Raw genomic sequence first — 13,076 nt, forward strand, 5'->3', positions numbered from 1 at the left:
GCTGTTCCGTCAGACGACCGGCGAGGCCGGGCCGTCGTCGGAGATCACTGTAGCGCCACGGGTCAGGTCGGCAGCGCGGCGGCCGACGCCCCGGACGCCCTCGTCCTGCAGGGCCCGGACGAACGCCGAACCGATGATCGCGCCGTCCGCGTAGGCGAGGATCTCCGACACCTGCTCCGCGGTCGAGATCCCGAGACCGACGCAGGTGCGCTCGACCCCCGCGGAGCGCAGGCGCGACACGACCGAGCGCGCAGCGGCGTCGACGCCCGAACGAGCACCCGTCACGCCCATGGTGGACACGGCGTACACGAAGCCCCGGCTCGCCTCGACGGCCTGGCGCATGCGGTCGTCGGACGAGGACGGCGCGGCCAGGAACACGCGGTCGGCGCCGGTGCGCTCGGACGCTGCGATCCACTCGCCTGCTTCGTCCGGGATGAGGTCGGGCGTGATGAGCCCGGACCCGCCCGCGGCGGCGAGGTCGTCCGCGAACCGGTCGACGCCGTAGCGCAGCACCGGGTTCCAGTACGTCATGACGAGGACCGGGACGTCGGCCCGCTCGGTGATCGCGTGCACGGCGTCGAAGACGTGCGCCACGCGGAAGCCGTTCGCGAGACTCGTCTCGGTCGCGCGCTGGATGACCGGGCCGTCCATGACCGGGTCTGAGTACGGCAGGCCGAGCTCGATCGCGTCGACCCCGTTCTCGGCGAGGGCCACCGCGGCCGCCACACTCGTGGGCAGGTCCGGGAACCCCGCGGGGAGGTAGCCGACGACCGCCCCGGCACGCTCGGCGTTCGCGGTGTCGATGGCGGCGCGCACGGACCGCGACGGCGTGGTGCTCACAGCTGCTCCGCTCCCTCGTCGATGAGCCCGAACCAGCGGCTGGCGGTCGCGACGTCCTTGTCCCCGCGCCCGGACAATGACACCAGGACGACGGCGTCGGGGCCGAGCCGCGCCCCCAGCTTCACCGCGCCCGCGAGCGCGTGAGCCGACTCGATCGCCGGGATGATCCCCTCCGTGCGCGTCAGCAGCCGGAAGGCGTCCATGGCCTCGACGTCGGTGATCGGCTCGTAGGTGGCGCGCCCGATCGCAGCGAGGTGAGCGTGCTCCGGGCCGACGCTCGGGTAGTCGAGGCCGGCGGACACCGAGTGGCTCTCGATCGTCTGCCCGTCGTCGTCCTGCATGAGGTAGGACTTCGCCCCGTGGAGGACGCCCGACCGGCCGAGGGTGATGCTCGCCGCGTGCCGTCCGCTCTGCACGCCCTCGCCACCCGCCTCGAAGCCGTACAGCGCCACGGACTCGTCGTCGAGGAACGCCTCGAAGATGCCCATCGCGTTCGACCCGCCACCGACGCACGCCGCGACCGCGTCGGGCAGGCGCCCGGTGAGCTCGAGGACCTGGGCACGGGCCTCCTCGCCGATCACCTTGTGGAACTCACGGACCATCTCGGGGAACGGGTGCGGGCCGGCGACCGTGCCGAGCAGGTAATGCGTGGTGTCGACGTTCGCCACCCAGTCCCGCAGGGCCTCGTTGATGGCGTCCTTGAGCGTGCGCGAACCGGTCTCGACGGCGACGACCTGGGCCCCGAGCAACCGCATGCGCGCGACGTTGAGCGCCTGGCGCTCCGTGTCCACGGCACCCATGTAGACCACGCACTCCATGCCGAACAGCGCCGCGGCGGTGGCGGTGGCGACGCCGTGCTGGCCCGCCCCGGTCTCGGCGATCAGCCGGGTCTTGCCGAGCCGCTTGGCCACGAGCGCCTGCCCGAGCACGTTGTTGATCTTGTGCGACCCGGTGTGGTTGAGGTCCTCGCGCTTGAGGACCACCCGGGCACCACCGGCGTGTTCGGCGAACCGCGGGACCTCGGTGATGATCGACGGGCGGCCGGTGTAGTCGCGCTGCAGGGCGTCGAGTTCGGCGTGGAACGCCGGATCCGCCCAGGCGGCGCGGAAGGCCTGCTCGAGTTCGTCGAGCGCCAACACGAGCGACTCGGGGACGAACCGTCCGCCGAAGTCGCCGAAGTACGGACCATGGAGGTCGCGGAGGTGGGTCACGTGGTGCTCCGGTGAGGAGGGTCCGGGCGGGCCCGGCGGATGGGTTCTAGACGACGCGGAACGCGGCGAGCGTCGCCGCCGGGTCGTCACCGGTCACGAGGGCCTCGCCGACGAGCACGGCATCGGCGCCCGCGGCGCGGTAGTGGGCGACGTCGGCGGGCGACGACACGGCGGACTCGGCCACGCGGACCACGCCATCCGGCACCGCACCGACGAGGCGCCCGAAGAGGTCGCGGTCGAGCGAGAAGTCGGTCAGGTCGCGGGCGTTGACACCGAGGATGCGCGCCCCGGCGTCGAGCCCGCGGCTGACCTCGTCCGCTGAGTGGGCCTCGACCAGTGCCCGCATCCCGAGCTGCTCGACGAGCGTGTGGAGTTCGACGAGCCGGGGCTGGTCCAGCGCGGCGACGATGAGCAACACGATGTCGGCGCCCGACGCCCGCGCCTCGAGCACCTGGTAGGGATCGGCGATGAAGTCCTTGCGCAGCACCGGGACGGCCACCCGGGCCCGGACGGCCTCGAGGTCGGCGAGGCTCCCCCGGAACCGGCGCCCCTCGGTCAGGACGCTGATCGCGCTGGCGCCGCCGGCCTCGTACCGGCTCGCGAGCTCGGCTGGATCGGCGATCTCGGCGAGCGGCCCGCGCGAGGGGCTGGCCCGCTTGACCTCCGCGATGACGTGCACGCGGTCGCCGGGAGCGAGGAACGCGAGCGCGTCGCGCGGCGAGGACACGCGGTCGAGGTCGCGCTCGACGTCCGCCGCGGGACGGTCGAGCCGTCGCGCCGCGGCGTCCTCCAGCGCTCCCGCGACGAGCCCCGCGAGCAGATCCGTGGTCGGCTCGGCCGTCATCGGGTCACTCGTGGGTGCGCGTGACGTACTTCGGGCCGTTGACGCCGTACCCGAGCTTGGCGAGCACGCCGCCGAGGATGAGCCCGACGACGAGGAGTCCGGCGGACGCCCAGACCGCCCACGCGATGCTGAACCAGAAGCAGATGACGCCGATGGCGAAGGCGACCAGCATGATGATCACGGCCGTCCAGGCTGCGGGCGAGTGTCCCTCGCCGAGTTCTGCGGGCTCAGTGTTGCTCACGGTGCTCCTCGTGGTCCGGTGCGTCGTCCTCGGTGCGACGCTCCCCCGATCCTACCGTGCGGTCCTCCGCCGTCCCGTCAGCGGCGGCCACCCCGTCGACCCGGGCGGTGGAGGTCCCGGCAGCCGTGGGGTCCACGCCCGCGCTGAGGTCGTCCCAGTCGACGATGGCATCCCGCGGCGCGTCGGCCGCCGGCACCCGTCCAGTGCCCCCGTACCGGCGACTCGGGCCGGGCCAGGACCGCTGAACGACGAGCACGAGCAGGCCGAGCGCCACGGCGAGCACGCCACCCGCGATGCCGACGTACGGCCACGGGGTGACGTCGATGCTCCGGACGATCGAGCGGATCGCGGGGACGTCCTGCACGCCGGTGACACCACTGATCGCGGACTGCGCGGCGACCACGGGATCGGTCAGACGGCCGATCCCCGTCACGACGACCGCGATCCCGAGCAGCACCTCGACGACCGCGAGCACGACGCGGAGCACGCGCCCCGCGATGGTCAGGGCGATCGACAGCGCCAACATGGCGATCGCGAGGGCTGAGTAGGGCACGACGGAGCCGTCCGCCGTCACCGTGCTCGCCGTCGCGCTCGTGGCGTCGAGGTGCGCCGTGAACCAGGTCTGCGTCCAGGACAGGAGCACGATGCCCGCGACCGCGAGACCGGCGAGGACGACGAGCGGGCGTGAGCGCCTCACGACCGGACCGCCCGCATGGCGTTCGCGGTCGCGACCGCGCGCAGCGGCGCCGCGGCCTTGTTCTGGGCCTCCACGTGCTCCGTGGCCGGGTCGGAGTCGGCGACGAGCCCCGCACCCGCCTGCACGCGGGCGACCCCGCCCTGGATCAGCGCCGTGCGGATGGCGATCGCCACGTCCGCCGAGCCCGCGAAGTCGAAGTAGCCGACGACGCCGCCGTACACGCCCCGTTGGGCGGGTTCGAGCTCGTCGATGATCGCGAGCGCACGCGGCTTCGGCGCACCCGACAACGTGCCTGCCGGGAACGTCGCGCGGAACACGTCGATCGCGCTCGCCCCGGGGCGGATCGTCCCCTCGACACTCGACACGAGGTGCATGATGTGGCTGAAGCGCTCGACCTGCATGAACTCGGTGACGGCGACGGTGCCGGGCAGGCACACCTTCTGGAGGTCGTTCCGCGCGAGGTCGACGAGCATGAGGTGCTCGGCCCGTTCCTTCGGGTCGAGGAGCAGTTCGTCGGCGAGACGCACGTCCTCCTCGGTGGTGCGACCGCGAGGCCGGGAGCCGGCGATGGGGTGGGTCATGGCGCGACCGTCCTCGACCCGCACCAGGGCCTCCGGCGAGGCACCGACGATCCAGTACGGCTCGTCGCTCGTGTCCGCGAGACTGAGGAAGTACATGTACGGGCTCGGGTTGAGCGTCCGGAGCACGCGGTAGACGTCGAGCGGGTCGGCCGTGACGGGCTGGTCGAACCGCTGCGAGATGACGACCTGGAACACGTCGCCGTCCCGGATGAAACGCTTCGAACGCTCGATCGCCGCCGCGTACTCCTCGGGGGTCGAGCGAGCGGACGGGGACGGCGCCGCCACGTCGAAGGCCTCGGCGACCGTGGCCGCCGACGGCTGCACGAGGTCACGCTGGAGACGGTCGAGCCGCGCCTGCGCATCCGCCCACATGGCGTCGGGGTCGTCCGCGCCGTCGTTGAGGGCGCTCGCCACGAGGAGCACGAGTCCGGTCCGGTGGTCGATCGCCGCGAGCTCGGAGACGAACGCCATCGCTTGGCCCGGCACCGTGAACTCGGCCGGTGGCGCGTCCGGGAGGTGCTCGAGCTGACGGACGGCCTCCCATCCGATGAACCCGACGGTGCCACCGACGAGCGGCGGCATGCCCGCGAGCCGCGGGGTCGCCCACCGCTCGTGCAGTCGTGCGAGCACGTCGAGCGGCGCGCCCTCGAGCGATCCGACCGCGCGCTCCGCGTCGATGCCCGTGTCGATCCACCGCGCCTCGGTACCGTCCTGCGTCAGGACGCCGAAGCTGCGGACCCCGACGAACGACCAGCGCGACCAGAGTCCGCCCTGGCCCGCGGACTCGAGCAGGAAGCTCCCCGGACGCCCCGCTGCCAGTTTCCGGTAGACGCCCACGGGCGTCTCGCTGTCCGCGAAGAGCGCTCGTACGACCGGGACGACGCGGTGGCCGTCGAGCATGACCTCGAACTCCGCTCGCGCGGTCGTGTGCGGGTGGTCCACGGGTGCCGCCTCGGTGCCCGGGATGGTCGCCTCAGGCACCGGTCGCCTCCCTCGCGTCGACGTCGGCCGCGTCGCCACCGGCTGCGGCGGTGCCGGTCACGGCGGTGCCGGCCACGGCGGTGCCGGCCGTGCCCTCGGCGCTGCCCACGACCGGTGCGAGCGGGTCGACGTCGAAGCACCGGTGCGCACCGGTGTGGCACGCGGCGCCGATCTGGTCGACGGTGACGAGGATCGTGTCGGCGTCGCAGTCGAACGCCGCGGCTCGGACGAACTGCGCGTGCCCCGAGGTGTCGCCCTTGCGCCAGTACTCCTGCCGGGACCGCGACCAGAAGGTGACGCGACCCTCCGTCAGGGTCCGGCGGAGGGCCTCCCGGTCCATGTACCCGAGCATGAGGACGTCCTTGGTGGCGGCTTCCTGGATGACGGCGGGCAGGAGGCCGTCGGCCCCGAAGCGGGCGCGGTCGAGGACCGCCTCGGTGGACGAGGGGGACGGTACTGCGGTGCTGGTGCTGTCGGCCATGTCGTCCATCAGCGTACGGCGTGTCCGGCCGCGCGCAGGGCGTCCTTGACGTCGCCGATGGTCATCTCGGCTCGGTGGAACACGCTGGCCGCGAGGACCGCGTCGGCCCCGGCGTCGATCGCGGGCGCGAAGTGCTCGAGCGCGCCCGCGCCTCCCGACGCGATCACCGGCACCGAGGCGACGGCGCGCATGGCGGCGACGAGCTCGAGGTCGAAGCCCGCCTTCGTGCCGTCGGCGTCGATCGAGTTGACGAGCAGCTCGCCCGCGCCACGCTCCACGGCCTCCCGCGCCCAGGCGAGGGCGTCGATGTCGGTCTCGCGCCGACCGCCGTGCGTGGTCACGACGAACCCCGAGGGCATGCGATCGGCGCGCTTGACGTCGAGCGACAGCACGACGGCCTGCGCTCCGAAGCGGTCCGCGATCTCGCCGACGAGTGCCGGTCGGGCGATCGCCGCGCTGTTGACGCCGATCTTGTCCGCGCCGCACTGCTGGAGACGGGCGACGTCGTCGACGCTGCGGACGCCACCACCCACGGTGAGCGGGATGAACACCTGCTCGGCCGTCCGGGTGACGGTCTCGTACATGGTCGCGCGACCCTCGACGGTCGCCGACACGTCGAGGAACGTGAGCTCGTCCGCGCCCTGCTCGTAGTACCGCGCCGCCAGCTCGACCGGATCGCCGGCGTCCTGCAGGTCGAGGAAGTTGACGCCCTTGACGACCCGGCCCGCCGAGACGTCGAGGCACGGGATCACCCGGACCGCGACCGACATGCCCGTGCTCCCGCTCACAGTCGCGCGGCGTGGATCGCGCTGACGAGGATCGCGCGCGCACCGAGTTCGTAGAGGGCGTCCATGATCGGGTTCGTGTCGGCCCGCGGGATCATGACGCGCACCGCGGACCACTCGGGGTCGTGCAGGGGCGACACGGTCGGTGACTCGATCCCGGTCGCGATCGCCGTGGCCTGGGGCAGCAGCACGGACGGGATGTCGTAGTCGAGCATCACGTAGCTCCGGGCCACCAGCACACCGTGGAGCCGTCGTCGCAGCACGGAGATGCCCTCGATCGACTCGTCCGTCGTCACGAGCACGGCGGTGGACTCGAGGATCACCGGCCCGAAGATCTCGAGTCCCGCGGCGCGCAGCGTGCTCCCCGTCGAGACGACGTCGGCCACCGCGTCGGCGACACCGAGCCGCACGGCGCTCTCGACCGCGCCGTCCAGCTTCACGAGGACGGCGGTCACCCCGTGCCGAGCGAGGAAGTCGCCGACGAGCCCCGGGTAGCTCGTCGCCAGACGCACGCCCTCGAGGTCCGTCAACTCCGTGAAGCGTCCGGGCGGCCCGGCGAACCGGAACGTGGAGTCCGCGAAGTCGAGCTCCTCGATCTCCGAGGCCGTCGAACCGCTGTCGAGCAGCAGATCGCGTCCCGTGATACCGACGTCGAGCGCGCCGGAGCCGACGTAGGTCGCGATGTCACGTGGGCGGAGGAAGAAGAACTCGACCCCGTTGCGCTCGTCGACGAGGTGGAGCGCCTTCGGGTCACGCCGGCCGGCGTAGCCCGCCTCGCGCAGCATGTCGGTCGCGGTCTCGGACAGGGATCCCTTGTTGGGCACGGCGACGCGGAGCATCGGGTCTCGCTTTCTGGAGGAGCGGCTCGGGTGATCGGGGAGGCCGCCGGTGGTCACCGGCGCGGCTCACAGATGCTCGTAGACGTCCTCGGGGGTCAGGCCCTTCGCGACGAGCAGGACCTGCAGGTGGTACAGGAGCTGGGAGATCTCCTCGGCGGTCCGTGCGTCACCCTCGTACTCCGCGGCCATCCACACCTCGGCGGCCTCCTCGACGATCTTCTTGCCGATCTGGTGGACGCCGGCGTCGAGCTCGGCGACCGTCCCCGACCCCGCGGGACGCGTCCGTGCCTTCTCGGACAGCTCGGCGAACAGGTCATCGAACGTCTTCACGGCGATCAGGCTACCCGGCTCGCAGCCGCCCGCAGGGCCGCGATCCGCTCAGCCGGGTCCCCGCCGTAGACGGCCGAGCCGGCGACGAGGGTGTCGGCGCCGTTCGACACGGCCTCATCGACCGTGTCCAGCGCGATGCCGCCGTCGACCTCGAGCCACACGTCGAGACCGGACGCCGCGACCGCCGCGCGGGCGGCGGCGAGCTTCGGCATAACCTGCGGCATGAACGCCTGACCGCCGAATCCCGGCTCGACGGTCATGAGCAACACCATGTCGTACGCGTCGAGGTGGTCGAGCACGGGCGCGATGTCCGTCCCGGGCTTGACCGCCACGGCCGCGCGAGCGCCGTTGCTCCGGATCGCCGCCGCGGTGGCCACGGGATCCGTCGCGGCCTCGATGTGGAACGTCACGCTGGCCGCCCCCGTCTCGGCGTACTTCGGTGCGTTGGTGTCGGCGTCGGAGACCATGAGGTGCACGTCGAGCGGGACGGGCGAGACCTGCTGCAGCCGCGTCACGACGGGCAGACCGATCGTCAGGTTCGGCACGAAGTGGTTGTCCATGACGTCCACGTGCACCATGTCCGCCGTCGCGATCCGCCCGAGCTCCCGCTCGAGGTTGGCGAAGTCGGCGGACAGGATGCTGGGCGCGATGCGGATCGTCACGCGACGAGCGTACCGGGAGCGCCCGGAGCGCGACGACGTGGCGGAGCCGCTCCCGCCCCGTCAGCGCCGACGCAGGAGGGCGATGAACATCGCGTCCGTGCCGATGCGGTGCGGCCAGAGCTGGACGGTGGCGCCGTCGGCGACCTGCGGGTCCCGCGCGGCGATGCTCCGCACCACGGACGCCGTGTCGAGCTGCTCGAGGACGTCGCCGTGCCGGGCGAGGAGCGCGTCCACCTGCCCACGGGTCTCGGCGAGGTGTGGCGAGCACGTCACGTACGCCAGCGTGCCGCCCGGTGCGAGCGACGCGACGGCGGCGTCCAGCAGTTCCGCCTGCACCACCGCGAGCTCCGAGACGTCCTCCGGGTCCTTCCGCCATCGCGCCTCCGGTCGACGACGGAGGGCGCCGAGGCCCGTGCACGGCGCGTCGAGCAGGACGCGGTCGTAGCCGCCGGGGGCAGTGGGTCCCGCCTCCCCAGGGCGTCCGAACCGGCGACCATCGCCCTCGGTGACCGTCACGGTGTCGGTGAAGCGTTCGAGCGCCGATCGGACGAGTCCCGCACGCGCCGGAACGAGCTCGTTGGCGACGAGCGTGGCGCCGGCGACCCGGGCCTCCGCGGCGAGCAGCGCGGCCTTGCCGCCCGGGCCGGCGCAGAGGTCGAGCCAACGCTCCCCCGGAGCGATGGCCGACGAGCGGGTCAACGCGAGCGCCGCGAGCTGGGACCCCTCGTCCTGCACCCGCGCTCGGCCGTCGGCGACCGCGGGGACCCGCGACGGGTCCCCGGCGACTCCGCGGACCCCGACCGGCGAGACGGGAGGCTCCGCCTCGGCATCCGGCAACACGTCGCCGGGTTCGACGAGCCCGGGCAGCGCCGCCAGGGTCACACCGGCCGGCACGTTGTCGGCCGCGAGCAGGGCGACGAGCTCGTCGCGGGCGCGCTCGGCGGCGAGGGCGTCGCGGAGGGCACCGACGACCCAGCGCGGGTGTGACCAGCGCCTCGCGAGCAGGTCGTCGCCCGTCAGGCCGCGGGTGATCTCGGCGTCCCAGCCGTCCGCGTCGCGCCCACCGACCTTCCGGAGCACGGCGTTGACGAACCCGCTCGCCCGACGCGCTCCGATCGCCCGGGTGAGGTCGACCGTCTGCGACACGGCCGCGTGGGACGGCACGCGCATCCCGACGAGCTGGTGGACGCCGAGGCGGAGGACGTCGAGCACGTCGGCCTCGATGTTCGCGACCTGGCGCCCGGACGCCGCCTCGATGATCGCGTCGTACGTGCCGATCATCCGGATGGTGCCGTACGTCAGCTCCGTCGCGAAGCCGGCGTCCCGGGCCGAGAGCCCCGCGCGTCGGATGCGGACCGGGAGCAACAGGTTCGCGTACGCGTCGTCCGCCTGGACCGCACGGAGCACGTCGAGCGCCACGCGCCGGGCGCTCGTCCCCGCACCGCGGTTCCCCCAGCCGCTGCCCTCGGGCGTCGTGGGTGTCACGCGAGCACCGCCGACGTGAGGTCCCCGAGACCGCGGGCCCACGACGCGCCGGGCATCGGACGCCCACCGGCCGGCTGCACCTCGAGGAGCTCGAGCGGCTCGGTCGCGGTGCCCACACGGAGCGCGCCGCCGACCAGCCCGAGCGCACCGGGTGCGAGCTCCTCGGTCGTCGTCACCAGGCCTGCTGGCCGTGTCGTCGATGTCGTGCGGGCGGTCCGGAGCAGCTTGACCCGCGTGGCACCGAGGTAGGCGTACGCGCCCGGTTCCGGCGTCACCCCGCGCACGTGGGCGTGCACGACCGCAGCCGGACGGTCGAAGGCGACGTGGCCGTCGGCGGAGGTCGTCTTCGGAGCCGTAGTGGGTTCGCCCACCTGCGCGACGCCGACCGCGCGGCCCGCCGCGACGTCGTCGACGACGCGCGCGACGAGCTCGGCGCCCGTCTCGGCCATGGCGGCGAGGACCTCGCCGGCCGTCGCGTCGGGCCCGATCGGGAACGGCTCGGAGGCGTACACCGGTCCGGCGTCGAGCTCCTCGACGAGGCGGAACACGGTCGCCGCGGTCGACCGCTCGCCCGCCATGACGGCGCGCTGGACGGGCGCGGCGCCCCGGAAGGCCGGGAGCGACGAGAAGTGCAGGTTGAGCCAGCCGTGTCGCGGGACGTCGAGCGCGGCACGACGCAGCAACGCACCGTACGCGACGATGACGCCGAGGTCCGGTCCGAGGAGACGGAGTCGCTCCGTGACGTCGGCGTCCACGCGGGACGCCGTGATCACGGGGAGCCCGAGTTCCTCGGCGGCGACCGCGACCGGGGTCGGGGTGAGCACGCGCTTGCGGCCCTGCGGCGTCGGAGGCCGGGTCAGGACGGCGACGATCTCGTGGTCCGTCGCGGCGAGGCGACGGAGGGTGGGGACGGCGGCTGCGGGGCTGCCCGCGACGACGAGACGCATGGACTCCGGGTGGTGGTCGGTGGAGGGGGCTCAGGGGCCCTCGGAGAACGGTTCGACGTCGTCGAGCCGCACCCTGAGTGTAGGTGCGGCCCGGCGACGGTTGCCCCCGGGCAGCACGCGACGGGTCGACGACCGCCGGATCACCTCGGCCTTGAGCGTCGCCGCGACCTCGGTGCCGTGCGCGTACGGGAACCGCACGATCGTCCGGACCGTCCCGGGTACGGGGTCGTCGACGGCCACCGGACCGAGCACGGGCCCGACGAGGGCGTCGCCGAGCGCCTCGACCGCGGCGGCCACCGCCTCGTCCGTCCCGGTCAGCGTCGCCACGCGGACGGCGGGCGGGAAGTGCAGGACCCGGCGGTCGGCGAGCTCGTCGTGCGCCGGGACCTCGAGCCGCCACGTGGCCATCGCCGTCGCCAGCCGTCCGCCGACGCCGACGAGGAACGTCGTGCCGCCGCGCGCCGTCCGGGCCGCCGCGTTCGCCCAGACCCGGAGGACGTCCTCGGCGACGCGCAGGCCCTCGCGGGCGAGCATGCGCTCGCCGTCGAGCAGGAGGACGCACGCGTACCCGCCGGGCGTCGACGGTTCGGCGCCGCGGGTCGCGACCACGACGGCGGGTCGGTCGTTGACCTCGTCCACCGGACGGGCGCCGTCGGCGACGACGATCCGCGTCCCGGGGAACGCCCGTCCCAGCTCGTCCGCGGTGCGCTGCGCGCCGTGGCCGACCGGACGGAGCGTGGACCCCTGGCAGGTGGGACACCGGTACCCGACCGCCAGGGCCCCGCACCAGCGGCACTGCGGCACGCCGGACGACGTCGCCCGGCCGAGGGGTCCCCCGCACCGCGGACAGCGGGCCCGGTCGCCGCAGTCGGCACACACGAGCCCCGTCGCGAACCCCGGACTCGCCACCTGCACGAGCACGGGACCGGTACGGCTGGCCTCGCGTGCCGCACGCCAGGCCGCGGACGGGATCCGAGCGTGCGCGGCCCAGCCCTCCGCGGACGTCTGCTGCGCGGTCGGCACCACGCGCGGAACGACCGCGCGGACGGGCCGGACGTCGTCGAGCCACCCGAGTTCGACCAGACGTTGGACGTCGGTGCTCCGCGCGTGCGCTGCGAGCAGCAGGGCCGCCCCCGACTGCGCGGTCCTGAGCAGCACGGCGTCACGGGTGTGCACGTAGGGAGCGCGTTGCTCGACGAACGAGGGGTCGCCGTCGTCCCAGACGGCGAGCAACCCGAGGCGCTCGGCCGGTGCGTACACCGCCGCGCGGTTGCCGACGACGACGACCGGACCCGACCGGGCCGTCAGGAGTGCGCGGGCGCGCTGCCCGTTCGTCTGCCGCGCGTCGAACCGCACCACGCGCTCCGCGGGGACGAAGGCGGCGACGGCGCGCTCGACCTCGGCGAGATCCCGGAAGTCCGGCACCACGAGGATCGCGGTCCGCTCCGACGCGAGCACCCGGGCCGCCGCCTCGGCGAAGGTGCGCGCCCACCCGTCCACCCAGGAGTCGTCCGGCAGTCGCACCGGATGCGCGATCGCGGTCATCGCGGCGCGACCGCCGTCCTCGAGCAGGGCCTCCACGCGGCCCTCCGGGTACGCCGTCACCACCGGCGCGGTGACGACCGGCGGCACCGTCGTGGTGTCCCGTGCGAGGAACGCCTTCTCGGCGCGGACCTGACGCGGTGGCACCGCCAACCGGAGGACGTCGCTCGCCACCCCCGCCGCGCGGTCCGCGACGGCGCGCGCCAGCCGCCAGACCTCCGGCGCCAGGACGGGGACGGGCGACACGACCTCCTCGAGCGGACTGAGGTCGCCGGGGAACGAGCCCTCGGTGGCGACCTCGACGACGAAGGCGTCCGCGATCCGGGCACCCGTGCGGAGCGGGACGCGCACCCGGACACCCGGGAGGCACGCCTCGCGCATCGCGTCCGGGATGCGGTAGTCGAACAACCGGTCGAGCTGCGGGAGCGGTGAGTCGAGGACGACGCGTGCGATCCGCGGGGTCGCGGACGCGGGCGACGCCGCGCCCGCGGGCACGGGCGACGCCGCGGCCTCGACCGTCGGCGCCGTTGCGGCGCCGGGCAGGGGCGGCCACGCGTCCGCGCGCGGGGACCGCGCCGCTTCAGCGGGCGCTGGCGCGTCCTCCGGCACG

13 protein-coding genes and 1 pseudogene are annotated in these 13,076 nt (G+C 74.0%); all 14 read right to left on the minus strand.

What is annotated here, in order from left to right; translation table 11 throughout:
- Positions 1-9: 9 nt before the first annotated feature.
- The 14 genes and pseudogenes from trpA to DEI94_RS08825 all read right to left on the minus strand — a co-directional run bounded on the left by trpA (position 10) and on the right by DEI94_RS08825 (position 13,075).
- Positions 10-840, minus strand: coding sequence for a tryptophan synthase subunit alpha (gene trpA, locus DEI94_RS08760; RefSeq protein WP_111025639.1), 831 nt, complete (start codon positions 838-840; stop codon positions 10-12).
- Positions 837-2,051, minus strand: a complete 1,215-nt coding sequence (trpB, locus tag DEI94_RS08765; protein ID WP_111025640.1) for a tryptophan synthase subunit beta — start codon at positions 2,049-2,051, stop codon at positions 837-839. The genes trpA and trpB overlap by 4 nt, the downstream gene beginning before the upstream one ends.
- Before the next feature lie 46 nt (positions 2,052-2,097).
- On the minus strand, positions 2,098-2,871 hold the full coding sequence (gene trpC, locus DEI94_RS08770) for an indole-3-glycerol phosphate synthase TrpC (protein WP_111009354.1): 774 nt from the start codon (positions 2,869-2,871) through the stop codon (positions 2,098-2,100).
- A 28-nt stretch (positions 2,872-2,899) separates the two neighbouring features.
- Positions 2,900-3,136: a DUF6704 family protein gene (locus tag DEI94_RS08775; protein ID WP_111009141.1), complete on the minus strand. Its 237-nt coding sequence runs from the start codon at positions 3,134-3,136 to the stop codon at positions 2,900-2,902.
- A complete protein-coding gene (locus DEI94_RS08780; RefSeq protein WP_111025641.1) occupies positions 3,123-3,833 on the minus strand; it encodes a Trp biosynthesis-associated membrane protein in 711 nt (236 codons plus the stop codon). Before DEI94_RS08780 ends, DEI94_RS08775 begins: the two co-directional genes overlap by 14 nt.
- Positions 3,830-5,314, minus strand: a complete 1,485-nt coding sequence (locus tag DEI94_RS08785) for an anthranilate synthase component I (protein WP_111009355.1) — start codon at positions 5,312-5,314, stop codon at positions 3,830-3,832. The genes DEI94_RS08780 and DEI94_RS08785 overlap by 4 nt, the downstream gene beginning before the upstream one ends.
- A gap of 178 nt (positions 5,315-5,492) precedes the next feature.
- Positions 5,493-5,876 (minus strand): annotated as a pseudogene (hisI, locus tag DEI94_RS08790) (phosphoribosyl-AMP cyclohydrolase); the annotation flags it as partial.
- An 8-nt stretch (positions 5,877-5,884) separates the two neighbouring features.
- Complete coding sequence (gene hisF / locus DEI94_RS08795; protein WP_111009143.1) at positions 5,885-6,646, minus strand: imidazole glycerol phosphate synthase subunit HisF; 762 nt, start codon at positions 6,644-6,646, stop codon at positions 5,885-5,887.
- A gap of 14 nt (positions 6,647-6,660) precedes the next feature.
- Positions 6,661-7,500: an ATP phosphoribosyltransferase gene (gene hisG, locus DEI94_RS08800; RefSeq protein WP_111009144.1), complete on the minus strand. Its 840-nt coding sequence runs from the start codon at positions 7,498-7,500 to the stop codon at positions 6,661-6,663.
- Positions 7,501-7,566: 66 nt separating this feature from the next.
- Complete coding sequence (locus tag DEI94_RS08805) at positions 7,567-7,830, minus strand: phosphoribosyl-ATP diphosphatase (protein ID WP_111009145.1); 264 nt, start codon at positions 7,828-7,830, stop codon at positions 7,567-7,569.
- A gap of 5 nt (positions 7,831-7,835) precedes the next feature.
- The gene (gene rpe / locus DEI94_RS08810; RefSeq protein WP_111025642.1) at positions 7,836-8,492 is read right to left on the minus strand and encodes a ribulose-phosphate 3-epimerase; all 657 of its coding nucleotides are present in this window, start codon (positions 8,490-8,492) and stop codon (positions 7,836-7,838) included.
- 60 nt (positions 8,493-8,552) lie between these two features.
- On the minus strand, positions 8,553-9,977 hold the full coding sequence (locus tag DEI94_RS08815; protein ID WP_258377925.1) for an RsmB/NOP family class I SAM-dependent RNA methyltransferase: 1,425 nt from the start codon (positions 9,975-9,977) through the stop codon (positions 8,553-8,555).
- Positions 9,974-10,924, minus strand: coding sequence for a methionyl-tRNA formyltransferase (locus DEI94_RS08820; RefSeq protein ID WP_111025644.1), 951 nt, complete (start codon positions 10,922-10,924; stop codon positions 9,974-9,976). The genes DEI94_RS08815 and DEI94_RS08820 overlap by 4 nt, the downstream gene beginning before the upstream one ends.
- A gap of 30 nt (positions 10,925-10,954) precedes the next feature.
- Positions 10,955-13,075: a primosomal protein N' family DNA-binding protein gene (locus DEI94_RS08825; protein WP_258377926.1), complete on the minus strand. Its 2,121-nt coding sequence runs from the start codon at positions 13,073-13,075 to the stop codon at positions 10,955-10,957.
- Position 13,076 lies beyond the last annotated feature (1 nt).

The organism is Curtobacterium sp. MCBD17_040 (genome assembly GCF_003234805.2).
GTDB lineage: Bacteria > Actinomycetota > Actinomycetes > Actinomycetales > Microbacteriaceae > Curtobacterium.

Bases quoted from the DNA above. Each gene is read 5' to 3' on its own strand.
- DEI94_RS08820 (WP_111025644.1), bottom strand. From the start codon at position 10,924: ATGCGTCTCGTCGTCGCGGGCAGCCCCGCAGCCGCCGTCCCCACCCTC.
- hisF (WP_111009143.1), bottom strand. From the start codon at position 6,646: ATGTCGGTCGCGGTCCGGGTGATCCCGTGCCTCGACGTCTCGGCGGGC.
- DEI94_RS08785 (WP_111009355.1), bottom strand. From the start codon at position 5,314: ATGCTCGACGGCCACCGCGTCGTCCCGGTCGTACGAGCGCTCTTCGCG.
- hisG (WP_111009144.1), bottom strand. From the start codon at position 7,500: ATGCTCCGCGTCGCCGTGCCCAACAAGGGATCCCTGTCCGAGACCGCG.